The 24,934-nt window shown below is 58.5% G+C and carries 26 protein-coding genes; 5 read left to right on the top strand and 21 right to left on the bottom strand.

Going from position 1 to position 24,934, the window contains the following annotated elements:
- Positions 1–6 precede the first annotated feature (6 nt).
- Together V6N02_RS18520 and V6N02_RS18515 are read right to left on the bottom strand one after the other, a co-directional pair.
- Positions 7–861 (bottom strand): fumarylacetoacetate hydrolase family protein, encoded by an 855-nt coding sequence (locus V6N02_RS18520; protein ID WP_371228041.1) that lies wholly within the window; start codon positions 859–861, stop codon positions 7–9.
- Entirely contained in the window at positions 858–1,796 is a 939-nt protein-coding gene (locus V6N02_RS18515; protein WP_371228039.1) for a ketopantoate reductase family protein, read from the bottom strand. Before V6N02_RS18515 ends, V6N02_RS18520 begins: the two co-directional genes overlap by 4 nt.
- On the opposite strand from V6N02_RS18515, the gene V6N02_RS18510 reads away from it, so the two are divergent.
- Complete coding sequence (locus V6N02_RS18510) at positions 1,780–2,838, top strand: LysR substrate-binding domain-containing protein (RefSeq protein ID WP_371228037.1); 1,059 nt, start codon at positions 1,780–1,782, stop codon at positions 2,836–2,838. The two genes, V6N02_RS18515 and V6N02_RS18510, sit on opposite strands and share 17 nt — an antisense overlap.
- Here V6N02_RS18510 and V6N02_RS18505 read toward each other — a convergent pair.
- Positions 2,830–3,525: a Type 1 glutamine amidotransferase-like domain-containing protein gene (locus V6N02_RS18505; RefSeq protein ID WP_371228036.1), complete on the bottom strand. Its 696-nt coding sequence runs from the start codon at positions 3,523–3,525 to the stop codon at positions 2,830–2,832. The genes V6N02_RS18510 and V6N02_RS18505 overlap by 9 nt on opposite strands.
- 210 nt (positions 3,526–3,735) lie before the next feature.
- On the opposite strand from V6N02_RS18505, the gene V6N02_RS18500 reads away from it, so the two are divergent.
- The 4 genes from V6N02_RS18500 (at position 3,736) to V6N02_RS18485 (ending at position 9,153) form a co-directional block, all read left to right on the top strand.
- Entirely contained in the window at positions 3,736–5,214 is a 1,479-nt protein-coding gene (locus V6N02_RS18500; protein ID WP_371228034.1) for an ABC transporter substrate-binding protein, read from the top strand.
- A gap of 69 nt (positions 5,215–5,283) precedes the next feature.
- Entirely contained in the window at positions 5,284–6,243 is a 960-nt protein-coding gene (locus V6N02_RS18495) for an ABC transporter permease (RefSeq protein ID WP_371228032.1), read from the top strand.
- Positions 6,244–6,247: 4 nt separating this feature from the next.
- The gene (locus V6N02_RS18490; RefSeq protein ID WP_371228030.1) at positions 6,248–7,135 is read left to right on the top strand and encodes an ABC transporter permease; all 888 of its coding nucleotides are present in this window, start codon (positions 6,248–6,250) and stop codon (positions 7,133–7,135) included.
- Positions 7,132–9,153 (top strand): dipeptide ABC transporter ATP-binding protein, encoded by a 2,022-nt coding sequence (locus V6N02_RS18485; protein ID WP_371228028.1) that lies wholly within the window; start codon positions 7,132–7,134, stop codon positions 9,151–9,153. The genes V6N02_RS18490 and V6N02_RS18485 overlap by 4 nt, the downstream gene beginning before the upstream one ends.
- Before the next feature lie 389 nt (positions 9,154–9,542).
- Here the strand turns inward: V6N02_RS18485 and V6N02_RS18480 are convergent, their stop codons facing one another.
- From V6N02_RS18480 to V6N02_RS18395, 18 genes are all read right to left on the bottom strand, one after another.
- Entirely contained in the window at positions 9,543–10,502 is a 960-nt protein-coding gene (locus tag V6N02_RS18480; protein ID WP_371228026.1) for an IS481 family transposase, read from the bottom strand.
- Between the two features lie 95 nt (positions 10,503–10,597).
- Positions 10,598–11,683 carry a TrbL/VirB6 family protein gene (locus V6N02_RS18475; protein WP_371228024.1) on the bottom strand — a complete coding sequence of 362 codons (1,086 nt, stop codon included), beginning with the start codon at positions 11,681–11,683 and terminating at the stop codon, positions 10,598–10,600.
- A 14-nt stretch (positions 11,684–11,697) separates the two neighbouring features.
- On the bottom strand, positions 11,698–12,099 hold the full coding sequence (locus V6N02_RS18470; protein ID WP_371228022.1) for a hypothetical protein: 402 nt from the start codon (positions 12,097–12,099) through the stop codon (positions 11,698–11,700).
- The gene (locus V6N02_RS18465) at positions 12,096–12,308 is read right to left on the bottom strand and encodes a hypothetical protein (RefSeq protein ID WP_371228020.1); all 213 of its coding nucleotides are present in this window, start codon (positions 12,306–12,308) and stop codon (positions 12,096–12,098) included. The genes V6N02_RS18470 and V6N02_RS18465 overlap by 4 nt, the downstream gene beginning before the upstream one ends.
- Positions 12,305–13,294, bottom strand: coding sequence for an ATPase, T2SS/T4P/T4SS family (locus V6N02_RS18460; protein WP_371228018.1), 990 nt, complete (start codon positions 13,292–13,294; stop codon positions 12,305–12,307). Before V6N02_RS18460 ends, V6N02_RS18465 begins: the two co-directional genes overlap by 4 nt.
- Positions 13,295–13,296: 2 nt before the next feature.
- Positions 13,297–14,688: a TraB/TrbI/VirB10 family type IV secretion system protein gene (locus V6N02_RS18455; protein WP_371228016.1), complete on the bottom strand. Its 1,392-nt coding sequence runs from the start codon at positions 14,686–14,688 to the stop codon at positions 13,297–13,299.
- Positions 14,688–15,380 (bottom strand): TrbG/VirB9 family P-type conjugative transfer protein, encoded by a 693-nt coding sequence (locus V6N02_RS18450; protein ID WP_371228014.1) that lies wholly within the window; start codon positions 15,378–15,380, stop codon positions 14,688–14,690. Before V6N02_RS18450 ends, V6N02_RS18455 begins: the two co-directional genes overlap by 1 nt.
- A 1-nt stretch (position 15,381) precedes the next feature.
- A complete protein-coding gene (locus V6N02_RS18445) occupies positions 15,382–16,035 on the bottom strand; it encodes a VirB8 family type IV secretion system protein (protein ID WP_371228012.1) in 654 nt (217 codons plus the stop codon).
- 18 nt (positions 16,036–16,053) lie between these two features.
- On the bottom strand, positions 16,054–16,881 hold the full coding sequence (locus V6N02_RS18440; protein ID WP_371228010.1) for a type IV secretion system protein: 828 nt from the start codon (positions 16,879–16,881) through the stop codon (positions 16,054–16,056).
- A complete protein-coding gene (locus tag V6N02_RS18435; protein ID WP_371228189.1) occupies positions 16,881–17,969 on the bottom strand; it encodes a lytic transglycosylase domain-containing protein in 1,089 nt (362 codons plus the stop codon). Before V6N02_RS18435 ends, V6N02_RS18440 begins: the two co-directional genes overlap by 1 nt.
- Positions 17,970–18,027: 58 nt before the next feature.
- Complete coding sequence (locus V6N02_RS18430; RefSeq protein WP_371228008.1) at positions 18,028–18,195, bottom strand: hypothetical protein; 168 nt, start codon at positions 18,193–18,195, stop codon at positions 18,028–18,030.
- Positions 18,192–20,573, bottom strand: coding sequence for a VirB4 family type IV secretion/conjugal transfer ATPase (locus tag V6N02_RS18425; protein ID WP_371228006.1), 2,382 nt, complete (start codon positions 20,571–20,573; stop codon positions 18,192–18,194). Before V6N02_RS18425 ends, V6N02_RS18430 begins: the two co-directional genes overlap by 4 nt.
- Positions 20,563–20,841 (bottom strand): VirB3 family type IV secretion system protein, encoded by a 279-nt coding sequence (locus tag V6N02_RS18420; RefSeq protein ID WP_371228004.1) that lies wholly within the window; start codon positions 20,839–20,841, stop codon positions 20,563–20,565. Before V6N02_RS18420 ends, V6N02_RS18425 begins: the two co-directional genes overlap by 11 nt.
- Before the next feature lie 12 nt (positions 20,842–20,853).
- Positions 20,854–21,138 (bottom strand): TrbC/VirB2 family type IV secretion system protein, encoded by a 285-nt coding sequence (locus V6N02_RS18415; protein ID WP_371228002.1) that lies wholly within the window; start codon positions 21,136–21,138, stop codon positions 20,854–20,856.
- Positions 21,135–21,764, bottom strand: coding sequence for a lytic transglycosylase domain-containing protein (locus V6N02_RS18410; RefSeq protein WP_371228000.1), 630 nt, complete (start codon positions 21,762–21,764; stop codon positions 21,135–21,137). Before V6N02_RS18410 ends, V6N02_RS18415 begins: the two co-directional genes overlap by 4 nt.
- Before the next feature lie 43 nt (positions 21,765–21,807).
- On the bottom strand, positions 21,808–22,170 hold the full coding sequence (locus V6N02_RS18405; RefSeq protein ID WP_371227998.1) for a hypothetical protein: 363 nt from the start codon (positions 22,168–22,170) through the stop codon (positions 21,808–21,810).
- A 667-nt stretch (positions 22,171–22,837) separates the two neighbouring features.
- Complete coding sequence (locus V6N02_RS18400; RefSeq protein WP_371227996.1) at positions 22,838–24,178, bottom strand: aspartate aminotransferase family protein; 1,341 nt, start codon at positions 24,176–24,178, stop codon at positions 22,838–22,840.
- Positions 24,175–24,933: a beta-keto acid cleavage family enzyme gene (locus tag V6N02_RS18395; protein WP_371227994.1), complete on the bottom strand. Its 759-nt coding sequence runs from the start codon at positions 24,931–24,933 to the stop codon at positions 24,175–24,177. The genes V6N02_RS18400 and V6N02_RS18395 overlap by 4 nt, the downstream gene beginning before the upstream one ends.
- Position 24,934 lies beyond the last annotated feature (1 nt).

Genomic DNA, 24,934 nt, shown 5'->3' with positions numbered 1-24,934 from the left:
GTCGTCCTATTTGTTCGCCTGCGCGGCGACGTGATTGCGCAACGTGCCAATGGTCGGGATATCGACCTCGACCACGTCGCCGGGGGTTAAAAAGGCGGGTGGAGTGCGGCTTCCTCCGGTGCCATCAGGTGATCCGGTTGCAATGACGTCACCGGGATTCAATTGGGTGATATGAGACAGGTAGGAAATCAGTTTGGGCAGCGGATGGATCATTTTGGCACCGATTGTCCGTTGCATGACCTGCCCGTTGACCCGCGTGATCAGTTCCATGACACCGATGGGCCCCGCCTCATCAGCCGTCGTCAGCCACGGCCCCCATGACCCAGAGGCATGAAAGTTCTTACCGGCATGGACCGAGTGCTTTTGCCAGCCCCGTACCGATCCTTCGTTCATACAGGAATAGCCGGCTACAAAGGACAGGGCGTCGGCTTCAGACACATGGCGGCATGTGCTGCCAATCACGGCCACGATCTCGCCCTCGAAGTCATAGCTTTGCGCGGCATCGCCCAGCGGCATTTCAAGCGGCGTGCTATGTCCCACCAGCGTGTCGTTGTGGCGTCCGAATATGACGATATCGTTCGACTGAACCGCCGCGCCAGCCACGGGGTAGGGCTTGCGGTAGTTCAGGCCAACGCAGAGGATTTTTGATGGTGATGGGACTGGCGGCAGGAATTCCAAAGAGGACAAATCCAGCGATTGTCTCGTGCAATTATCGGCGAGCTCTTCCAGCATCCCGGCACCCAGAAGCGCGCGGAGGCTGGGGAACTGCGCTGCAAAATCTGCCGACACTGGATTCACCCCGTCCGCAGCAACAAGGCCGTAGCTTTGCCCCGAGGCCGTATTGAAACTGGCGATCTTCATTGCGCTCTTCCTGTGAAGCTTGCCTCACGAGCTCGGACTTCTGCGCTCAGACGATCATTGGTGGGTGTTGGGATGCCCAATTGCTGGCCGATACTCGGGATCGCCCCGTTGATGAAGTCGATTTCGGAAGCGCGACCAGCCAGATGATCCAGCCGCATTGACGGGCTGGCATGACGAACCAGCTCGGCAAAGGCGGTAACATAGGCCACCGGATCATCAAATGAAAACGCAATTTTCCGAGCCTGACCGCAGGCATAGGCCTCTTGCGTGCACTCCAAAGCCTCAGCCCATTTTGCGGGATCGTCCATCAGCTCTCCGACGGTGCAGCCATGCACGGTGCAAGGCGCAGACAGGGTCACGTTGCACAGCAGCTTTTCCCAAATCAGTTGATGAATGTCACTGAAAGCGCGCGCGGTCAGGCCCGCGCCCTGCCAAAGTGCTGCGATACGTTCCAGCCGCGGCGTCAGGCCGCCTGTCAGTTCTCCCAACCGGATCAGCTTCATGGCTGTGTGCCGGGCATGACCCGGCCCTTGCATCGACGCACCAAACCCGTCGGCGACACCCAGCAGCACGTTTTCACCGGGCAAGTGGTGCGTGATCCGCTCGTCTGCACCAAGCCCATTCTGAATGGTCAGCACGGTTGTGTCAGGGGTCACCAATGGACACAGGGCGCGAGCCGCCGATCCGACCCCCGATGCCTTGGTCGCAATGACAACAAGATCAGCCCCACGCGCTAGATCGGGATCGTCAGAGGCGGTGATGCCGGTGACGATACGATCCGCGCCGGGACCCTCCAGCCGTAGCCCGTTTGCACAAATCGCATCTGCGTGGGCTTTCCATGGATCAATCGCCACAACCTGATGGCCTGCCTCGGCGAAATGGGCAGCATAGACCGAACCCATTGCTCCAATTCCGAAAATGGCGATCTTGACCAAGGCATTTCCCTTATATGCCGCTCTGCCGCATGACAGAACTGGGTTTCATTCAATTCGCAGGGTCATGGTTCACAATGATTTTGACAAACGAGATTTGTCAGGGCTATGGATTGCAAATTCTTTATTCATCCGGAGGAACGAGGTGCCAAGAAATGCTCGACGATTGCCGCTCACCGCACTTCGAACCTTTGAGGCTGCCGCACGCCATCTGAGTTTCAAAGACGCCGCAGCTGAACTCTGCGTCAGTGCGACGACGGTTAGTAATCAGATCAGACAGCTTGAAAAGGACTGGGGTTGCAAGCTGTTTAACCGCCACACGCGAGCGGTCAGCCTGACAGAGCGTGGCAGTTCGCTAGCGGGGGTACTTACCTCGGCATTTGACCAGATACAGGCCGAAGTCGAAAATCATATTGTGGTGCCGCGCAAAACAGTTTCAATTGCTGTTGGTCCGATTTTCGGATCACGCTGGTTGGGTCAACGGCTGACGCAGTTCAGCAAGGAGCACCCCAAGATCGACCTTGTGGTGCATCACGGATCACGGATCACTGACAGCAACCAGATGCAATCGGATCTTGCGGTTGATTGGGGCGTCGGAGAATGGCGAGGGCTTGAGGCGACGCGCCTTGTTGAGGCTCGTTATTCTCCGATCATCAGCCCTGATCTTGCGCGTGAAACAGGCCCGTTGACGGATCCCCGACAGTTGGCCGGACTGACGATCATCCATCAACATGACCGCAGTGAATGGGAAAATTGGTTCGCGCTGGCTGACTGTCCTGACCTGAAGCTGGAAAGCGAAGTGACCATTGTTGATTCCAACATGGTTCAGCGCGCGGTCAAGGATGGGCAAGGGGTTGCTCTTGGTGTGTTTCCTTTCATGGATCGCGATGTCGCGCAGGGTCAGCTGATCAAACCCTTCGATATTGATTTGCTGCCAACCCGGGCCTTTCACCTGCTGGAGCAACATGAGGCGCGCAGGAGCAGCGCAATCCGCACCGTGTGTGAATGGATTGAAGCCGAAGCCGATTCCGACAGCTCACTTTGACCCAAAGATCGGGAGGCGTGTTGATGCGACTGCTCCGTTCTGGCGTGTTAACCTATAGGCTGCACTATTATCACGTGCCGAGAAGTATCCCTTGACCTCACCGTTGATGGCCACAGTGCATGCGCCGTCATCGACCGCATAGGCCGCCCCATCAGCGCGGCGTGCGACGACAGCTTCAAATTGTGGCTTTCGGGCAACCTCGGAACTGTAGTGTGGGCAGACACCGCCACACACCAGAGACAGGCCTTGCATAGGCGCGTATCCGCGCCCATCCGAGTCCGACAATATCCAGTCAAACCAGCAAATGCCACCGGCACTGACACCGGCCAGCACGCAACCATTCACATTTGCCGCTGCAAAATGAGCCAGCAGTCCGTCTGACGACAGCGCGGCGATCAGACTAGCAGTATTGCCACCTCCCAGAAAGACCATGTGCTTGCCCGCAAGCCATTCGCGCGTCTCGGATCCCGATGTGCCCTGAGGCAGGTGCGACGAGGATCCGGCGACATCGCGGAAACGATCGTAGAACCGGTTTGTCCGCACCTCGTTGTCCTCGTTTGCCCAACCAATATACCCAAGGTTCGGTTTTTCCGGTACGAAACGCAGGCAGAAATCGTCAAGTTCCGGATCCGATGCATGGGTGAAACCACCCCCGCCGATTGTCAAAATGATATTGTTTGCGCCCATTTCTCATTCCCAGGGGCCCGTTGGCGGCTTTAGTCAAAACTGGTTTGGCGCGTTGGGGCAAATCTAATTTTAACCACGTATAGATAAATATTTCACCATCCATATCCGTATATTTTTTCGTTTGACCAAAAATCAGGCTCGCAGGAATGTTCAGACAGGTTCCTCTGCCTCGCTATTTCGGATTGGGGGGCCACCAAAGGGAGGAAAAAAATGCGAATTATTCTAGGAGTGGTCTCTGGTCTGGCACTTTCAGCTTCATTGGCCTGGGCTGAACCTACCGGCGTCTTTCGTCAGGCGCATGAAGTTGGATCGGGATCGGCTTCAAGCCTTGACCCGATCTCAAAGGGCCGTGTGTTTCAGATCACTGAGAAAATCATGAGCCGCCTTGTACGGCCTGACATGGATGGCCGTCCATCACCGGATCTGGCCGTAAGCTGGTCGGCAAACGACGATGCTACAGAATGGACGCTGGAACTACGCGATGGAGTTACGTTCCATGACGGTTCTACGTTTGGCTCTGAAGACGTGGTCTATTCGCTGGAGCGCGTACTCGACCCGGAGATGGACAGCCCGGCGCGGTCGGCCATCGCCATGATCAACACGGTCGAGGCAGTAGATAGCGATACAGTGAAACTGACGCTGGATGGCTCGTTCGCTGACTTGCCACTTTTACTGATGGATTATCGTTTGCGCATGATCCCCGAAGGTGCGGGCGACACAATCGCAACGACTGGCATTGGCACCGGACCTTTCAAGGTTGTCAGCTTTAATGCAGAAGGCACGACCAAACTCGAAGCCAACCTGGACTACTTTGAGGGTGCTCCGGGCGTGGCCGAAATGGAAATCATCGGTATCACCGACGGGCAGGCGCGCCTTCAGGCTCTGCTTGGCGGTCAGATTGACATGGAGCGCGGGATTACCGCCCAGCAGAGCGTGATGCTGGAAGGCTCGGACAAGTTTGACATTCAGACCATTCCGACCGGCAATTGGCGTGGCCTGATATTCCGCACTGATGTGGCTCCGTTTGACGACCCGCGCGTGCGCCAGGCTCTTCGATTGGCGGCGGATCGCCAGGGCATGGTTGATCTTGTGATGGCAGGTCGCGCTGTGGTTGCTTGCGACACTCCCGTCGGCCCCGGCGATCAGTACCGCGCCGACATTGACTGCCCGCAGGATATCGAGCGTGCCAAGGCGCTTCTTGCAGAAGCAGGCCATGCTGACGGGTTGGACATTGATCTGCACGTGGCAACACTAGAGCCGACTTGGCCCATTCTGGCCGAAGTTTACCAGAATCAGGCTGCGGCTGCAGGTATTCGGGTGAATATCGTCCAAGTGCCGTCTGATGGTTTCTGGAGCGAAGTCTGGATGCAAAAAGACGCAGTCACGACCCGCTGGAATGAACGCCCGGCTGATCAGGCGCTGAACGAAATCTACCTAAGCACGGCCAAGTGGAATGAAAGCTTCTACAAGGATCCTGCATTCGATGCGCTTCTGGCGCAGGCCCGGCAGGAGTTGGATTTTGACAAACGTCGTGCACTCTATGTTAAGGCACAAGAGCATCTCTGGGAAACCGCAGGCACGCTTATTCCGTATCACGTGACACGTTTGGTCGGAACAACCTCGCGGGTTGATAATCTTGATGCGGTTGAAAACAACGCGGTACGCTGGCACCTTGTAACGGTCAACTGACCTTGTTTGATGAGGGCGCAACATGCGCCCTCATCTCCTTCATCCCTTTTCTCGTGATTGGATAAAGTGATGCTGTCCATGCTCTTGCGACGGTTGGGCCTTGGGGCGATTACCGTCTGGCTCGTGTCCGTGATCATTTTTGCCGGTGTTGAAATGTTGCCCGGTGATGCCTGCACAGCGTTTTTGGAGCGCGAGGCAAAAGGCACGTTGCTTGCCAATTGTCGCGAGGATCTGGGGCTGAACCGCCCGGCACTTACGCGATACACGGAATGGGCAGGAAACGCGTTGCAGGGCGATTTGGGCCTATCGGCCAACGGACAAAAACCGATTTCTGAACTTGTCGGATACCGGTTGCGAAACACTTTGCTTCTTGCATCGGGCGCGATGCTGGTGGGTATCCCTCTGGCTTTGTTCCTTGGCATTGTTGCGGCTCTGTGGCGCGATCGGCCAGTTGATATCATCGTTTCAACCACGGCGATTGCCGCGATGACGATCCCTGAATTCGTCTCGGCAACCTTGCTGATCCTTGTATTCTCGGTCTGGCTGGGTTGGGTGCCGGGTATCGTCCTTACCTCTGCCAATGCACCATTGACCGAGTTCTTCCCAGAAGTGCTCTTGCCAATCGGGGTTCTGACATTGGTGATGACCGCGCATATTTTACGCACAGTGCGATCATCCGTCATTGAAACGCTTGCTTCAGATTACTCACAAATGGCGCTTCTGAAAGGTGTCCCGTACTGGCAAATCGTGTTCCGGCATATTCTGCCAAATGCGCTTCTGCCCACGATCAACGTGGTGGCCCTTACAATCGCGTGGTTGCTGGGGGGCGTCGTCGTGATCGAGACCGTCTTCAACTATCCGGGCCTTGGTCGCATGATGATCGACAGTATCTCGGATCGCGACTTGCCGGTGACACAGGCAATAGCCCTGATCATTGCGTCGGTCTATGTTTGCGTAAACTTACTGGCCGACCTGCTGACTATGATTGCAAATCCGCGTCTGCGGACAGTTCACATGCGCAGGAACTAGGCCAATGACAGATATTCCTACCTATCAGCGTCCGGGTCCGGTCCAGCGGCTTCTTCTTGTTTTACAAGACATCGTAGCGCGCCCTTCGGGGGCAATTGGGTTGGCGTTGGTGTCAGCGCACTTGATCCTGGCCCTGATCGGCCCGTGGCTCGCGCCCTATGATTATACCGAGATGAACGCAGGCTTGATGCTCTCCAAACCCTCGGCCGAGCATTGGCTCGGGACGGATCATCTGGGTCGCGACACCTTGACACGAACCCTGCTTGGCGGACGTGAAGCTATTCTAGTGACCGGTATCGCCTCACCGCTTGCGGTGCTTTGGGGCGGTCTGGTTGGGGTGTTTTTCGGACTGGCAGGGGGGCGGCTGGACGAGGTTCTGATGCGGATCGTGGATGCGTTCCTTTCGCTGCCATGGATCCTGAAAATGCTGGTCCTGATCGTTACTTTCGGGACTGGGATAGAGGTTCTTATCCCGACATTGGCGTTCTTTTACGGCATCCCAGTCATCCGGATCGCACGCGCTGCCACCCATGACGTTGTTGCCCGTGATTTCATTCAGGCCGCCCGTGCAAGGGGGCATGGCCGACCAACGATCATATGGCGCGAACTTTTGCCGAATGTCCGCGATGCGCTGCTGGTCGAGGGCGCGATGCGCTGGTCTTGGATGCTGCTGGCGTTCTCATCACTGTCCTTTCTGGGGTTTGGTGTTTCACCACCCACGCCCGACTGGGGGCTCATGATTGCCGATGCGCGCGGCTTCATGTCGTTCTCGCCGCTTGGGGTTCTCGCCCCGATGGTCGGACTGTCGTCCTTGATCATCGGCATCAATCTGACTGCGGACGCTTTGGCCAAGGCCCTTGGCATCGACCGCGCGCAAAAGGCACCCGTATGATGCGAGCTACTGAAACTTCAAAAACCGTCCTTGACGTGGATGACCTGAGTATCGGTTTCCGTGGGCGTGCCGGAGGGATGCTGCCAGTCTTGCGGAATATCACGTTGTCCGTTGGCCCCGGTGAAAGCATAGGTCTGGTCGGCGAGAGTGGTTCGGGAAAGAGCACGCTTGCCCTCGCAATGATGGGGTATCTCAAGACCGGTCTCAGGGTCCTTGACGGCAAGGCCCATTTTGACGGGGTCGACATGTTCGCGCAAGACCGGGGCGCGCTTGAGCGTATTCGCGGCGGGCGATTGGGGCTGATCCCGCAAAATTCCGGTCAATCCCTGACCCCAAGCCTACGGGTTGGCGCGCAAATCCGCGAGGCGCTGCGGCTACACAGTTCTTTGAGTGAAGACCAATATGACGGGCGCGTCATCGACCTGCTTGGTCAGGTGCGCTTGCCAGATCCGGAGGCAATTGCAAGGAGATACCCGCACGAGCTTTCGGGAGGTCAACAGCAAAGGGTGGCGATTGCAATGGCGCTTGCCGGGGAGCCTGAGGCACTGTTGCTGGACGAACCGACAACGGGTCTGGATGTGACGACACAGGCGCATATACTCGAACTTTTGCGCGATCTTGCCCGTGATACAGGCATGGCCATGGTCTATGTCAGCCATGATCTGGGCGCGATCGCGCGCGTTTGTGACCGTGTTGTGGTGATGTATGCGGGTGAGGTCGTCTTGGAAGGTGCTTCGCGGCAAGTCCTGCGCGACCCGGGCCACCCCTACGCGCGTGGCCTGCTTGCCTCCATTCCCAAGCTGTCGGACAAGTGTCTGCCTCGCGCGCTTGACGGACGTCCGCCAGCACCGGGTCAAGCGGGAATGGGCTGTGCCTTTGTGTCTCGCTGCGCCATTGCCAGCGAACCGTGCAGAACGGGCCGGCCTGAGCTCGCACTGCAGCCCGATGGCACCTCCACACGCTGTCACCTGCCTGAACAGGTTCGCTCCATCCCATTGACCGGAGAACGGGAAACCGGGGTGCGAAAGCTGCCCGAGGCGCTGTCGCTGACCTTGAACGACATGGCGATTTCTTACACCCAGCCGGGGCTTGTCGATTGGTTACTGGGACGCAAGACGCACACAGTGGCCATTGTAGACGGCATAGACGTCGCGCTGTGCCATGGTGAGACCATGGGGCTGGTCGGAGAAAGCGGGTCGGGAAAATCGACCATCCTGAAATCAATTTCTGGTTTGCTGCCTCCGCTGCGCGGAGCAACCACGCTCAAAGATCATGAAAAGCTGCCCGCAAAGGTAGAGGATCGAGACAGGCGGCATTTACGTCAGGTGCAGCTAATTTTTCAGAATCCGGATGAAAGCCTGAATCCGCGACAGACAATCGCACAGATACTCGCCCAGCCACTGAAACTCTATTTCGGGTTATCCGGGCAAGCCTTGCTGGCTCGCTCATCCGAATTGCTGGAGCAGGTCCGCCTTGGGGCTCACTATCTAGACCGGCTGCCCAGCCAACTGTCGGGCGGAGAAAAGCAGCGCGTCGCCGTCGCCCGCGCCTTCGCGGCCCAGCCCGAACTTGTGCTTTGCGACGAAATCACATCAGCGCTTGATGTGTCGGTTCAGGCCGCCGTGCTGGAACTTTTGGATGATCTTCGGCGTGTCAATGAGACCAGCTATATCTTTGTCAGCCACGACCTTGCTGTGGTTAAAGCTTTGTCCGACCGCGTCGCCGTTCTCTATCAGGGACGCCTGTGCGAACTTGGTCCAACACAAGAAGTCTACGGATCTGTTTCGCACCCCTATACAGAGGTTCTTTTGGGCGCTGTTCTAGAGCCTGACCCGGATTATACGCCATCCCTCGCGGCAAGTGATGTGGTCGAGCTTAGCCCCCCCGAGCGCGGCTGCCCGTTTCAGCGCCGCTGTCCGAAACGCGTGGGGTCAGTTTGTGAAGACACGGCACCGCCACGCAGGGAATTTGCAGGAGGGCATACCATCTGGTGCCATCGCGAAGACCTCGCTAGCTGAGGAATCGAGCCTGCGCACTGTGAGAGGTTGAGAGTGTTACGGCTACGAAGTCCCGTACCTTTCTGGTCCCACCTGCGCACTACGTTCGATGGCGTGTCCTAAAGACTGCTTAGACGACACAGCCTACTTCGCATCAAGGAACGTGCCGCAGGCGCGAAGGGTTTCTGCATCAGCAAACGCTGCATGAGCAAAAGGCGGCAAAGTCCCGCTTGTGAGACATACGGCGCCCGCGCGGCGAACGACCACTTTGGGAAACTCCGTTGCATTGCCGTTCCGCAAAGCCACTATTCATGTTGCGCGGAACAGCGGTCAGTTTTCGGCTTCGGACTCTCTACGCAGTGCACGTTTCTTGAAGTTGCTGGGATTCTGGCACCAACGTTTAATAGGGCCTAGGTGTTCAGTCCCGGCATCTGGTGGATCGGATTTAGGATGAATCGATCCGGCTCTGATGTCCAGATTTTGCAGATGTATTCGTAGGGCGTGAGACCAGAGAGCGTCTTGAGTCGGCGAGCGAAGTTGTAAGCATCAAGGAAGTCGGCCAGATGCGTACGAAGCTGGTCGTGGCTTTCATAGTGATAGCGTTTGACGGTCGCGTCTTTGATCGTGCGGTTCATGCGCTCAACCTGGCCCTTGGTCCATGGATGGTTGGGTTTGGTCAGCCGATGCTCGATGCCGTTGGCCTCGCAGATCATGTCGAAACGCATCGGCCGAGAATTGATCGTGTTTCGGTTTCGCGGCTGCTCAGCGAACTGGATGCCGTTGTCCGTCAAGATCGTGTGGATGCGGTAGGGAACGGCTTCGAGGAGAAGCTCGAGGAACTCCCAGGCCGTCTTGTGGTTCGCCTTCTCGACCAACTGCGCCACGGCGAACTTGCTGGTTCGATCAATGGCCACGAAGAGATAGAGCTTACCCTCTGCAGTCCTGAGTTCGGCAATATCAATATGAAAGAATCCGATTGGGTAGCGCTTGAACCTTAGCTTTTTGGGCTTGTCGCCGTCCACCTCAGGCAGGCGCGAGATACCATGCCGTTGCAAGCATCTATGCAGAGAAGAGCGTGTCATGTGCGGGATCGTCGGCTGCAAAGCGTAGAGGCAGTCATCCAAAGGCAAGATTGTGTGCCGTCGGAAAGCAACGACCATCGCTTCTTCCTCCTCGCTGAGAACGGTTGAACGCGGCTCTTTCGGGCCGGTCTTCCTGTCCTCAACCGTCTGCCGCTTGCGCCACTTCGCTACGGTCTTGGCGTTGATCCCAAGCTCCCGGCTCAGCTCCGCGGTCGAAGCTTGCGATCGCTGTATTGCTGCTCTGACGGCGTGCGTGGTCGTGGCGCTCCCGTGACGAACTTGTCCCATAGTGCTTCCTTCCATTTGCTCGAATGGATCGCACCATCAAACCCTGGGATCAAACACCTAGGCGACTCAGCGGCGACCTAGGCACGTCAGTTCAGCTACCGACCTATGCGCCGATTGCGGTCTATTTGCGCTTGATAGTCTGGTGATGTGCCGGCATTTGGGTTGCGTGTACCTGCTTGCGTGTTTGGTGGTGGTCTTGTTCCGTAGCTGCGCTCTGGCATGCCTGACACTCCAAGAGCGGCGCGCAAGCGCAAGGCGGCCACTTCCGACCCGCTTGCGTTGCCCACTAGATAACGGTTGATTGCTTGCTGCGATCCCAGGGCAGCCCGGTTGAACGCATAGCTTCCTCCAAGCCCACCTGAAATCGCCGGCATCATGATGTTACCTGATACAGCCCGAACGATGAACGGCGTTGCGATAATGAATCCCTTTGCCATCAGGACCATCATGAAGAACGGGACAAGCGCGCCAATGTTGGGAGCAGCTACTGGATCACCCAGTTCCCCCAGTAGCGACACGGAGACGCCAGTGATGGTTGAGAACACTCCGGCAATGATGATGGGATACATCGCAAATGAAACCACGGCAGAGAGCCATCGCGCGAAGTAGTCCTTCGTCACATCGAAGAGCGTGAGGAAGATCATGATCGGTGCCAAACCGAGAAGCAGCGCAATCATCAAGCGCGACGCGACCATGAGGAAAGCGGCAAGTGCTCCGAGTAGCGAAAGAAGGAAGACTCCCAGATTGGAGAGGATCGCCCCGGCCATCCAGTTCAGTTCTTCACCGGCGGCGTTAAGATAGTTGCCGAAGTCAGCAATCATTTCGTCGAACTGCTCTGCATATGTACCAGACGGGCCGGGTGTGCCCCCACCGACAGCGGCGATGAGTGATCCGGCTATGCTGTCGATGCCGTTCAAAATAGCTGAAGAGAGCGCATTAAACTGGGTCCAGTTCTGCGCAAATATCCCAATTAGAATTATTTTGACACCAAGCCAAAAAGCCGTCCGTCCATCCATGGCTCGATATTGGAATACCATGTTGATGCAAACGAGGATGACGACGAGACTGACGGCCACAGTCGTTATCGTTCCAACTGTTGCGGCCACCGCTCCAAACTGTGTCTCGGCTGAGTTATCCAAGAAGCCTTGGGCGGTATCAACAAGGTATGAAACGACGCTCATGACTTTCTCCTAAATCACCAATTGCCTTCTGCTTCACAGAGTTCCTGGACGGAGCGACGCACGGCAGAGCCTTGATCTTGAAAATCACGGCGGGTTTGCATCGCCTCGAACTGTTCGAGATGGAGGAAGTTGTCGTTGTAGTGCTGGACAGCACTGGACCATGGCGGAAACAAGGTGTCGCACCTGCAATCATCAGAAGCAGCGACACGCTGGTATCCTTCAAGACGGTAGATCGACTGGATTAGAAGCCGTTTGTAGCTCTCTCGCACGTGCAGATTTTGCACCCACTCAGGTTCGGGCGGGCGCTGCTGACAGAACTCATACTCGCTGTCCATTGTGGGTACCAAGCCCTGAGCAAAGGCAGTCGCCGAGGAAAAACTAATCGCCGCCAATAGGAGTAGGTTGCAGATCTTCATGCCCGCTTCTCCGCTTTTGGCTGCATTTCCTCTTCGGAAAATTCATACTGCAAGAGAACCGTATACATCGGCTGATGGCTCTGAAATTGCGTCATTGAAACAATTTTCCAGCCGTCCAGTGTGTATTTCGCAATCTCGTCTTCCATCTGCTGGTAGCTGAATTTTTTGCCACCGGTGAACGTCAGGATCTTTGGCATGTAGCTTTTCATGTATAGGCCTCCTTTTCCAATTCGATGCCGGGCAAATAGAACTCCGTGATCCCCCGTTTTCCGTCTTCACGTCCGACTTGAATGATCACATCGATGGAGCTTTCGATGTAGTCTATCATGTCGCGATAAGGGATCGGGACCTCGGTCTTGAGGGCTGCAATCGCTAGGCGTTGGACCGCCAATTGGGGGGTTTCGGCGTGGAGAGTGGTCATCGAGCCGCCATGACCCGTGTTGATGGCTTCGAGGAAGGTCATGGCCTCTTTCCCGCGGACCTCGCCCAGGATGATACGGTCAGGTCGCATCCGAAGGGTGGCAGTGAGCAAGACATCCGCCGTTTGGTTCACGACATCCCGGTTCGAGATGAGTGTTACGGCATTGGGTTGTTTCGGCAGAAGCTCGGCGGCCTCTTCGATCGTGACGATCCGCTCGTCATCGCTGACATAGGAAAGGATTTTTCGAGCAGCCACTGTCTTGCCCGTGGAGGTGCCGCCAGAGACGATCATGTTGAGCTTGTTCTCGACGCAATGCCGGATCGCGGCCTCTATGTCGCCGTTGACTACCACATCCCGAAGCTGGCGGTTCTTTTCCTGGCGCAATTCCTCCAGCTTCCGCTCCTTGCCAAATAGGAAGCCCAGCTCGATTGCCTCGAGTGGCAGGCTTGAGAAGAAGCGCAGGCTGATCGACATGCCACGGCTGACAGCAGGTGGCGTGATCACCTGCGCACGGACCGGGCGGTCGCGATAGGTGATCGAGACAGAGACGATCGGTCGGTCCTTGGAAAGCGGTGTGGCGGCGTCCGAGGCGATCTGGTTTCCGAGGTCTTTGATTTGGTCTTCTGTCAGCGTCTGATCCAGGCGACGCATGAAGTGATCGCCCTGGAACTCCCCCCAACAGGTGCCATCGGGGTTGATGCAGATCTCGATGACATCCTCGCGTTTGGCGTCTTCAAGTTTGTCGATGGAGGCTTGGAGATAACTGAGTGACATTGTCAGAAGATCTCCAGGTCCCGGTCCACCATGACGGTGATCCGCGCGCCCTGGTCGACATAGATGACAGGGCCGATCGAGAGGTATTCACCGATCACGCTTTCGGTTGCGTCGGCCAGATCGTCGCCAATGTCTTCGAGGACGTCTTCGGCGAGTTCATCTTCCGTCTCATTGGCCGCAACGGTGGGTGCGGCGGAAATCAACGAGATCAGCGCGGCCGAGCCGAAGCGCTCGGCAAATCGCGTGTCAACAAAGCCTGTGGTGCCGGAGCGCCCGAGCTCATCGCCCCCGAAGGCGCTGATCTGTATGGTTTGATCGCTCGGCAGGATGATCCGGTCCCAGGCGATCGTCAGCCGTCGTTGTGCGATATTCGCCCCTGAGCGATACCGCCCGATCAGCCGGGATCCGGCGGGGATCAGAAGGCGGGTTCCGTCATAGCTGTAGACATGCTCGGACGTGATGGCGCGGACCTGGCCGGCCAACTCGCTGGTGATCGCGGTCTCGAGCGCGGCTTGGACCACCGTGCCCTGGATCACCGTGTTGGACGGGTTCGCAATGACCTCGGATTGTGTGACGGGGCTCGGGAAGGCCCCGTTCAGGACGAAGTCGGTGACTTCGCCAAAGGTACGTTCTGCCAGTTCGGCACCATCTGTGCCGCCGGTCGCGCCGCCGAAGGCGATGACAGGCGAGAGGATACGGCGCTCCTGAAAGGCGCGCTCTTCTTCGGCCCGACGTTGCAAGTCGGCAAAACGGCGGGCCTCTTCCTCTTGCCGTCGCCGTTCTTCTTCCATTCGCCGCAGCTCTTCGTCCGTGGGACCGGCAGGGGCAGGAGTTGGCTTTTGAGCTTCAAGATGCGCCAGATCGAGATCCATGCGCAGCTGTTGAAGTTCGCGATCCCGGGCTTCCAGCTCATCCGCGAATTGCTGTTGCGCGGCTTCCGAGGCCGCCTGCAGTTCCGTGAGTTGGGCGGTCAGCGCGTTGATGGCCTCCGCGGCTGCCGTGTCTTCTTCAAGAACTGAGTCTGGCGTGTTCTGGATGGCTTCGATCTGTGCCTGCAGAGCCGCGATCTGGGCGAGCAGTTCGGCATTGGGTTCGGGTGCCGGGGCAGGCACCTCAACGACTTCGGGCTCTGGCGGGGCAGGGGGCTCGAAGGGTTCGATGGTGCCGAAGCCATCGCCTTCCGGCTGGAATTCATCCGGTGTCGCCGTGGGCAGGGTCACTTCTTCTGGCTGGTTCAACAAGTACAGGACGGTGCCGCCGAGACCGACGAGCGCGACGACAAGAAGGGCCGTCAGAGGCGAGCGGCGGGTTGTGGTCCCTGGGCTGCCCGAGGCGCTCGCCTCAAGCCGGGCGAGGCGTTCGGACATGTCAGGTTGGTTCGGCTTGTCGCTCATCACGTGCCTCCCGTCAGTGAATTGGCTTGAATGCAAACGACAGTATCGCCGAGGCGCAGCACCCACTGGGCATTCACGCCCGAGACTCGGATCACACCGGGTTCGGTGGCTTGCGTATTAGCGGTGCGCTCGCGCCCGTTGGCGTAGCGGAAGATCGCCGGGACAGGCGCGTTGTGGGCAAACTGGAAGTAGGTGAATGTGCCGTCATCCCAAACACGCGCGGGCGTGATTTCCGTGCGGTCGCTGGCTCCATAGTTGTAGTTCGGAGCTTGCGCCGCGACGGCATTCTGCGGGCGACGCGCTTCATCCGGATAATGGAACTGCACCACGTAGAATGTGGGTGTCGAGACCTCCTGGACGTTGAAATAGTAGCTGCGCCGGTTGGTATAGACGGTGACGTTGGTGTGGACACCGCGCGCGAGCGGCTTGATCGCGAAGGCTTGGCCGCCGGGGACGCCATCGAGCTCGAACCCTTCGGTATCGCCCGCCAGGATCGAGCGGATGGTTTCGCCCTCGCCGAACTCGATGGTGGTCACATGGGTGAGCGAGACGTTGAGGCGGAAGACCTGACCTTCCTGATAGGTCGCGACCCGGACACGTGGATCGTGCGCGCCGCGTCTAGGCGTCGCCTCGGCAAGAGCGCTTGAGGCAGTGAAGATCAGGATATTAAGGCCAAGCCCGATGCGTCGCATATCAGTTCTCCAATCTGTCGGACCGGATCGAATATTCGAGCACGGTGAAGCCAAAGGGGTTGGTCCAGACCTGATCGATCGTGCGTGCGGTCTCGGGTCGGAACTCAAAAAGCAGTGTTGCGGTGAAGAGGCCTGCCTGGATGCCTTGGATCGAGGTGAGGCGCTTGCGGAGACGTACCGTGGCGCGGTTCTCCCCGATCAGGTTGATGCTGAGAACCTCGACATCAAGCGTGGAATCCTCGCCGTAGACCTTGGGTGGATATTGCGGGTTCGCGCTGTTCCATTGCGCCGTGACGGAGGCTTCCGCTCGGCCATCGGAGCGCTGTAGAATGCTTCGGATCCGCACGTCATTGTCGAGCTGGTTGTAGACTTCGCGGTCGGTCACATAGCGGAAGATCTCTGCCTCAATCACGGCCTGATTGTCGGTCACTTGTGTTGCCCCGACAGACGCCTCAGGCAGGGCAAACCCGGTCTCGGGATCATATGGCACAACAACAGGCGGCGGATCGACGTCGAGAATGGCGACCATCACTGCGCCGAGGCAACCGACCAGCCCGAACATGATCCCGAGCAGGCCCAATCGCTGCCAGAGCCGTTCGCGACGCAGTGCGCCGTAGACCAGTTCCTCTTCGATGATTTCGCGTTCGCTGTTCAAAGTCTCGTGCCTCGATGGTCAGTCGCCCAAATCCGGAATGGTGAATTCCATGAAGTTCTGTTCCTCGGCGATGGTGGCGGCATCGATGACGCTGCCGGTGCCGTCGCCCACGGTCTGCACGGCCTCGAGCTGCCACATGGCGACAAGCGCTATGGCGAGTTCAGCGGTGACGCGGGTGTTGAGATCGACACTTTCCTTGAGTTCGTCCATGTCGCCGATGAGACCGACGAGCCGCTCCACCCGTTCGAGCGACTGGCCCGCATCGTCGTAGCTGTTCTGCGCCGCGGCGGAGACGAGAGCGCCTGTGGCGGCTTGCGTCGCAATCCGCTCGGCCCCGGCGTTGCCGCTCGAGGCCATCTCACGCAGCGTGTTATCGTCGAAGCCAAGCTCGGCCAGCACGCGGTCCATCTGGGTTTCGATCTCGGCCGCACCTGAGCCACTGAGGCCCGAGAAGTCGCCTGTGCGAATGGCCTGGATCGTCGCCTGGATGTCCCCAAATTCCTGGTCGAGAATGCCGTTCAGTTCGGCTTCCATTTCTGTGGCGATCACTTCGGGGAGTTCTGCGAGACGGGTCAAAGCCTCATAGGTGCGTTGCAGTTCGGCGAGCTGGTCCGTGAGGGTGGTTAGCTGTTCGCGCAGTTGTAGAAGCTGTTCGTTCTGCAGAAGCTCGTCCTCGATCATCTGGCGCAATTGCTGGATGTTTTGGGCGATGTTTTGCGTGTCGACCACTGGGACGCCTTGTGCGGTAGCAGAAGCAGGGAGAAGGATCGCGCGAAGGGCGATGGCGCTGAGCGGCAGCAGGGCTGTGAGGGTGCGAAGTGTTTTGCGAAGTGGTCGGGCGGGCATCAGTCCAACTCCTCTATGATGATGGTCATGAAGTCTTGTTCCCGCATGCGGGCGGCGGCGAGGCGCATCTGCTCGGCGCTAAGCGGTTGCGTGCGCGCGGCCTGGAGACGCGTCATGGCAGCGATGAGCCGGGCCAGTTCGGCCCGTGCGTAGGTGTTGAGCGCCATGGACTCCTGGACGTCAGTAGTGCTACCGATCCGGGTCACGATATCGCGCACGCGAAGGGCGGCCTGTCGGACCGCGGTGGGGGAGTTGCTGCCGTAGAACGCCGCGCCTGCACCGGTGAGTGAGAGGTTCGAGTTGGCAAGCAGGGCCGGGTCGATGGTGCCGAGCGCCTCTATCCCCCCGATGCGGGCAAGGTATGCATTGTACTGCTGAGGGATGACGGTGACGTAGTGCTGGGTCTCCCGGAACGGTGGCACGCCGCCATATTCGATCACGCGACCCGGGCCTGCATTGTAAGCCGCAAGCCCGAAGATGATGTTACCATCGAAGCGCGCGAGCTGGTCTGACAGATACCGCGCACCGCCGTCGACTTGCAGATAGGGGCTTGTGCGGTATTCCGGGTTGATCCCGAGATCGCTGGCGGTCCCGGGCATGATCTGTGTCAGCCCGTAAGCGCCGACGGGGCTTTCAGCGCGGATCACGAAGCGGCTCTCCTGCCAGATCAAAGCCTGGAGAAGCGCGCGCCACTGGACGACCGAGAGACCGGCGGCAGATACCCCGGGCCGCCCGTGGGTTTCCTGGGCAACCCGGATGATGAGTTGCTCGATATTCTCCGCCGCATCCCCGAACATCTGATCGCCAGCGGGGTTCGGATCGATCTCGGCGGTTCCATAAACGGCAGCCAACGAGCGGTCGGCATCGCCATTGCCGCCCTCAAGATCTGTGACCATGCCAGTGATCGAGGCGCTATCGAAGCTGGTCTGCGCATCCAGGATGGCATCGAGGACCGCAAGTTGCTCGCGCTCGATTTCGGTGATCTGTTCCTGGACTGTCAGAGTTTCCCGTTGCACAGCCAGATCGGCTTCCCGATCTCCGGTTTCGATCAGATCGCGCGCGGTCAGCCCGCTGTCATTGACCGGCACGCCCTGGGCCAGCGTGCCGGAGGCTGCGCCGATCAGAATGAACGTGGCAACGGCGCGCTTACTCATTGGCAATGTCCTCGTAATCTGCACCGCCAAGCGCCTCGAAGTCACAGTCGAGCGGGGCAGGGCCCTGAGAGACGAAAGCAAAGCAGTTCGCTTTCGGTTCGCGGTAGTTGGAACAGGCGGCCAGCGCGCAAATGAGCAGGGCAAGCGAAAATGTCTTCATGGCTGGAGCCTCCAGAAATCGGGTCGGTCACGGTATTCGGTGCCGACGAGTTTTTCGCCTGCTTCCATGCCGCCAAGGATTGTGAGGTTGGGCCCGAGGGCGCTCAGGTCAGCATCGACGACCACCGAGCCCTGGTCATCGCGGATGAGCGCGAGCCGGGAATTCGTGCCGGTGTTCAGCAGCGTATCGAGCTCCTTCTGGTAGAGATTGAGCATCTGGTAGTCCGACGCATTGGCCCGGATGTTCGGCAGCAGCACTTGGGTTGGCACGGCCTCGACGATGGTCTTGCCGGTGCGCGTGCGCTCAAGTTGGCTCGCGTACTGGGTCATCATCACGGCGACTGTGTTCTGTTTTCGGGCCGTCACGAGCCATTGCGATAGCCGCTCGGCGAAATACGCGTTGTCGAGGGCCTTCCAGGCCTCGTCGATGAGGATGAACGTGGGGCGGCGGTCTTCGATCTTCCGCTCGATCCGGCGAAAGAGATAGCTCAAGACCGCCATGCGTTCCTTGTCGCTTTCGCTGTCGAGGATGCCGGTGAGGTCGAAGCCGACCATGTCGCCATCAAGCGAGAAGGTATCTTCGAGACTATGGCCGAAGATCCAGCCAAACCGGCCTTTCTCGGCCCATTCGAGGACGCGCTGGTTCAGATCCCCCTCGTCATCCATGGACATGAAGAGCGAGGCGAAGTTCTGCCAATCCCGGAGACCCGGGTCGGTGGCCTGGGCGTTCTGGCGCACGCATTCCATGATCCGGTTGGTCTGGGCAGGGGTCAGCGGCTTGTCTTCGCGGTGGAGCAGCGAGCCGAACCAGTCCGCAAGCCAGGCGATCCCGCGGCTGTCGGTCTCGGTCCAGAGCGGGTTGAGACCCGTGGGCATGCCGCCCTGGATGGTGGTGTAGCGCCCGCCATTGGCGCGCACGGCCATTTCCATGCCTTGGCGATAGTCGAAGACGAAGACCCGTGCCCTGGCGCGCTTGGCTTGCGTCATCAAGAAGGCCGCCAAAACCGATTTTCCGGAGCCGGGACGGCCCATGATCAGCGTGTGTCCACTGGTGGGTTCTTTCTCGGGTAATCCCGCTTCGTGGAACGAAAAGCGATAGGCGCTCTTCTCCGGCGTGGGAAAGAGCGAGATCACCTTGCCCCAGGGCACCCCGTCGCCATACTTGCCAAGCTGCGTGTGGTGGAAGGCCGCGAAATCCGCGAAATTGCGGTTTGTGATCGTGCTTGGGCGCAGGCGCTTGGGCTGATTGCCCGGATGCTGGCTGAAGTAATGCGTGTTGGCCCCGAAGCGGTCGCTGACCATGGTCACGCCTTCGGAGGCCGCAGCATTGACGATCTCGGCGCCGAGGGTTTCCAGGGCGTCGAGCGTTTCGGCAAAGACAGTGACCACCATGTGGTGATCGCCCATGCTGGCGCGTTTGGCTTCGAGATCGTCAGCAAGGAAGGAAAGGTTTTCCCGGAGCGAGACAGCGGCATCATCGGCAGCCTGCATCTGTTTCATCTGCCGCTTGATACGCGAGATCGTCATGTTCGTGTTCACAGGCGTGAAGGAGTGTGTGACGATCATGTCGACGGGCAGGTTGAGCGTGTCGAACATCGTGCAGCTTGTTTGCTCGGAGTAATCCTTGATCGAGTAGCTCTTGCCATACCGACGGCCCGCGACGCCCTCGCTCAGTTCGAAATGATCCCCGAAGAAGGTCACGCGCGTATTCGCAGCCGAGGAGGCCAGGAAGCCGAACTGCGAGGTATGGTAGAGCGGGCGCTCCTGGCCGGTGTTCAAGGCACCTAGGAAGCCCACGAGATCCCCGGTCTCGGCCGAGAGCACGGACGGCCTCAGCTCCGTCAGACCGGATGTGAAGATCCCGACGGCTTCATTCAACCGACGCAGCCGCTTCGCTGTCTCGTCTTTGAGCCGTTCGGGGGAGGGGCTCCGCATGAAGCTGAGGAAGCTCTTGTTCCGCGGGCGGTGGATGACGGTGAGCGTGAGCGTCTTGTCCCGAAGCCCGCTGTCTTCCATCTTTTTGCGCCACTGCGCGTCTACAATCGCCGCGAAATTGTCGCCTCCGACAGGTTCGAGATCGACCTTGATGCCCTTCGAGACCTTGTGGACGTAATAGGAAAACTCTTCGCCGAGCTGCGCGACGATCCGGGCGAAGAGCGCGCGCAGCTTGTCAAGATATTCGTCATCTTTCGTGTAGCTGTTGACCCCCGTGATCCGGACGCATTGGAAGAGCTCGTTCGCCCGGGTGCGGACCGTGCGATCATCGACGAGACTGACATAGGGCAGCATATGTGCGAGGTGTTTTTCTTGCTGATACCATTTTGGCATCAGCGTGCGCTCATCACGCTCGCCGCGTCCGCTGACGTCATCACGGGGCATAGCTGTCTCCCCCATGGATTTTGCGGTTTCGGGTGGGCGGGGTTTCCTGAAGCGTGGTCATCGCGACATCGATAAAGCGCGGGTCCCAATCCGCGGCCTTCCAGAGGAGCGGATAGAGAACCGCCGCGATGCCAAGGACGATGAAGCTCTGGATCCAGACGAACAAGAGAACGGAGCCAAAGAGCCAGACCACGGCATACATGATCGGCAGGCCGAAGAGTTTCGGCGGGCGCACAAGGCCGAGAAAGAGAGGGGATCGTTCCGCCACGTCTCGATCCTGTCAGCTGAAGACCGCCGCCACAATCGTGGGCGCTGCAGCGACACCAGCTATGCCGACAAGCACCCAGAGCGCCTGGCGCAGGTCGATAATGTTGAAGAACCAGCTGAGAAACACGCCGATCACAGCAAGCGTGGCGATGACGACCCCAAGCGGGCCTGTGAGGGCATCGACGATGCCTTGCAGGAGTTCTTGGATCGGTGACAGATCAATCGATTGGGCCATAGCGGGCTCGGCCAGCATGACGAGGACCGTCAGCACGGTCAGAATTAGGGGTAGGGGCCTCATGGGTTTTCTCCTTCAAGCCTTTTGAACACGGCCAGCACCCGCTGAACGTGGTTTTGCGTTTCTCGATATGGGGGAATGCCATCATGCTCGCGGACGGCGTCGGGTCCGGCGTTGTAGGCCGCCAGCGCGAGTCGCGTGTCCCGGAAGGTCTCGAGTTGTGCGGCGAGATAGCGTGCCGAGCCATCGAGATTGGCCCGCCAGTCAGAGGGATCGACGCCGAGCATCTCTGCGGTTCCCGGCATGAGCTGTCCGAGGCCGATAGCACCGACCCGCGACCGGGCATTGGGATTGTATGCGCTTTCGATTTCGATGTTGGCGCGAAAGAGGAGGTGCCACTCTGTCACCGAAAGGCCGGATGTACGCAAACCCTGATGCCCGGCATAGCGGAGCGCCGTCTCGTCTATAGCAGCGAGGATGTCCGGGCGCGGGACCGCGATGCGTGGGGCGACCACTGCGATGCGGAACGTGCCATCGCCCGACTCAAGCGCGGACTTAGCGCCGTTTCCAAAGATATGCAGCGGCGCGTCAGGATCGCCCTGACCGACCCCGTCATTGTAGTTGCGGGCAAAACTGTCTTGGGAGCGAGAAGGGGAAAGCGATCCGTTGCTTTCCATCGTTAAGACCATTTGCGCCGGTGCGGCATGTGCCGCAAGCAGCAGAAGGACGGCGCTAGCCGTCGCTGTCGTCGTCGGGCGTATCTGCCAAAGTATATGTCCAGCGCTGTCCTTCGTAGACCGGGAAGGCCACCACCGAGAAACCGAGATCGATGAGGAAAGAGGTGAGGCCCGTGACAGTCTTGAAGACTCTGAGCTGAATGAAGTCGCCATCGGGACGGGCACGCGCGGTGACGAGCTCTTTCTCGACACCTTCTTCGTTGACGGCACGCAACAGCCAGATGCCATGCCAGACGGAGTTCTTCCGATAGGCATCCTGCTTGCACACCACTTCGACGCTGTATCCGGATTCAACGAGCTTCTTGAATCCCGCTTCTGTAACCACATTTGGCGCTTCTTTTTGTAAATCTATCGCCACGGCGCGCTCTTTCGTCTTTGGGCGCACCGGAGCAAATGGGTCCGATGCGCCATGATTACAATAATACTGTTCTGCATGCAAGATGCGGTTTTGTCTTGCGCAAGCTTTCGCTCGACGCCATTATTACGCATGGCTAGCGGCTTTCCTCAAGCATCGAAGGTCTTTACCTATGCGCAAACAGATCACCAGTATCTGCTATATTGCTGTATTTTTGTTCATATGGCTTCCAGGGGTTGCGGTGGCACAAAGTTGCTACGCGCCGGAACGGCCCTTCGTGCCGACCGATGCCAATGACATTCGCGAATACGGAGACCTGATTCGGTCTGACTTTGATCTCTATAGGGGTCGAAACCGGCTCAGGGCGAAATCGTATCATAAGATAATTTGCAATTTTCGCTGCACACAACATGAACTAAAAAACTCGATGTTTTGCCGCCTTTTTCTGATACGGCTTGTGCTGATGCGAAAAGCACTAGCCCCTGCGGCGCGAAAGGTTCGCAAGTGCAACAGGTTTCACCCAAGTGGTCCTTTATCTGATCTGCTTTTGTCCGATTTCAAACCAGCCATTTGCTGTGATCGGCTTCGATCATTGAGGAGCAGGACAAACATTCGGTTGTCAGTGTGCATGTCTGCGATCAAAATCGCACATATGGTAAAAACGATCGCCCTAACTAAGCTGGGTTTTCAAGACCAAAAGCGCTGTGTCGATGGAAATCGACAGTTTCTCGACCATTTCGTCAATATGGTCGTCGCCGATGATGAAGGGTGGGGCCAGCAGGATATGATCCCCTACCCGTCCATCTCTGGTTCCCCCCATGGGATAACAGATCAATCCATTGGCCAGCGCGGTTTTCTTGATACGCGCGGCCAGCCCCAGCGTGGGGTCGAAGGGCTTTTTACTGTCGCGATCCTCGACGATTTCGATACCGCGAAACAGACCGCGCCCGCGGATATCGCCGATATGGGGATGCTGACCAAAGGCGGTTTCAAGTGCTGATTGCAGCCTGTCCCCCATCGCATTCGCCCGGGCAGGCAGATCTCGGCTGGTCAATTCGCTCACCACGCTCAGTGCCGCTGCCGTGGCGACCGGGTGACCCAGATAGGTGTGACCGTGCTGGAAAAAGCCTGAGCCGTCTTCGATGGCCTTATAGATCGCCTTGCTGCACAGCATCGCACCGATCGGCTGATAGCCCGCGCCCAACCCCTTGGCAATGCATAGGATATCGGGGGCGATCCCGTCATGATCGCAGGCGAACAGATACCCGGTGCGGCCCATGCCGCACATGACCTCATCCAAGATCAAGAGCACCCCATATTGATCGCAGATCTCACGGATGCGCTTGAAATAGCCATCAACGGCGGGCACGGCGCCCAGGGTTGCGCCCACCACCGGCTCGGCCATGAAGGCCATTACGGTGTCAGACCCAAGCCGCAGGATTTCGGCCTCTAGCTCGTTGGCCATGCGCTGGCCATAGTCAAAGCTGCTTTCGCCGTCTTCCCTGCCGACATATTCGTAGCAGGGTGCAATATGGCTCATCTCAATCAAAAGAGGGGCGAATTGGGTCCGCCGCCATTCATTGCCGCCTGCGGAAAGCGCCCCCAAGGTGTTGCCGTGGTAGCTTTGCTTGCGCGCGATGATACGGCGTCGCTCTGGCTGGTCGATTTCAAGGAAATACTGACGGGCCAGTTTGATGGCGCTTTCCGTTGCCTCGGACCCACCCGAGACGAAATACACCCGGTCCAGATCCCCTGGCGCATGTTTGATCAGAAGGTCGGCCAGCGCCTCGGCTGGTTGCGAGGTCATGAAGCCCGAATGTGCAAAGGCGACCTGCGCAACCTGATCCTGCACCGCCTTGATCACCGCTGCATCGGAATGGCCGAGGCAGGATACGGCAGCGTCGCCGAAATCCAGATAACGCTTTCCGTTGGTGTCGATCAGATACGGTCCGTCGCCAGCCGCAGCGACTGGCAAGTCCGACTTGGTGTGGCGAGGAAAAACATGGCTCATGCGGTGTTTCCTTTCAGCCTGGCAACCAGCGCGGCGACCGAGGCGGCATTGTCTACCCATGGGGTGCCGTCTGATTGTGTCGTGCTGTTTTCAAATCCGACCCGTACGTCTCCGCCTTGGTGGGCCGCTTGCTCAAGGCAGTCATGTTCGCGCGCTCCAAAGGCACAGGCCATCCAGGTGCAGTTCTGTTTCTCGGGAGTGCCAAAACCTGACAGATCAGCGGGTGTGGCCCGTTGCCCCGTAGAATAGCGGCCCAGAACCAGCAGCCGGTCTGTCTGACCCGCGCGCACGGTGTCATCTGCCTGCCAACGATCCAGCAGCGCCTCGTCTTCTGCATCGAAAAGGATATGCTGCACGCGTGTACCCTGATCGGCACATACGGCGTAAATTCGATTGGCCAACGCCGGATCGCGATTGATCTCGCGGACTGAAATCGAGGCCCATTCCGGCGCAACCTGTTGCAAACAGACCAGTTGGGTTTCGACGTCGAAATGCCCCCCGGCTTCGGTCGTGATTTGCACTTCGAGGCGGGGGGCAATTCGCGCCAATTCAATCATGGTTTCGCGGTACCGGCCTGGATCCAGCGAGTGCTGGCCATCACTATCCCGGACATGCAGATGGATGCCATTGGCTCCGGCCGCGAAACAGGCCTGCGCTTCGGCAACAATCCCGCCCGTGGTGATGGGCAAGGCATGATGATCGCACGGAGTTTTGCGGGACCCGGTCGTGGATACCAGAACATAAGGCAATGGCATT

It is taken from the genome of Roseovarius conchicola, assembly GCF_041403425.1.
GTDB lineage: Bacteria > Pseudomonadota > Alphaproteobacteria > Rhodobacterales > Rhodobacteraceae > Roseovarius > Roseovarius conchicola.
Note: the sequence above shows the minus strand (reverse complement) of the source record. Positions and strands in the feature narration are given on the sequence as shown.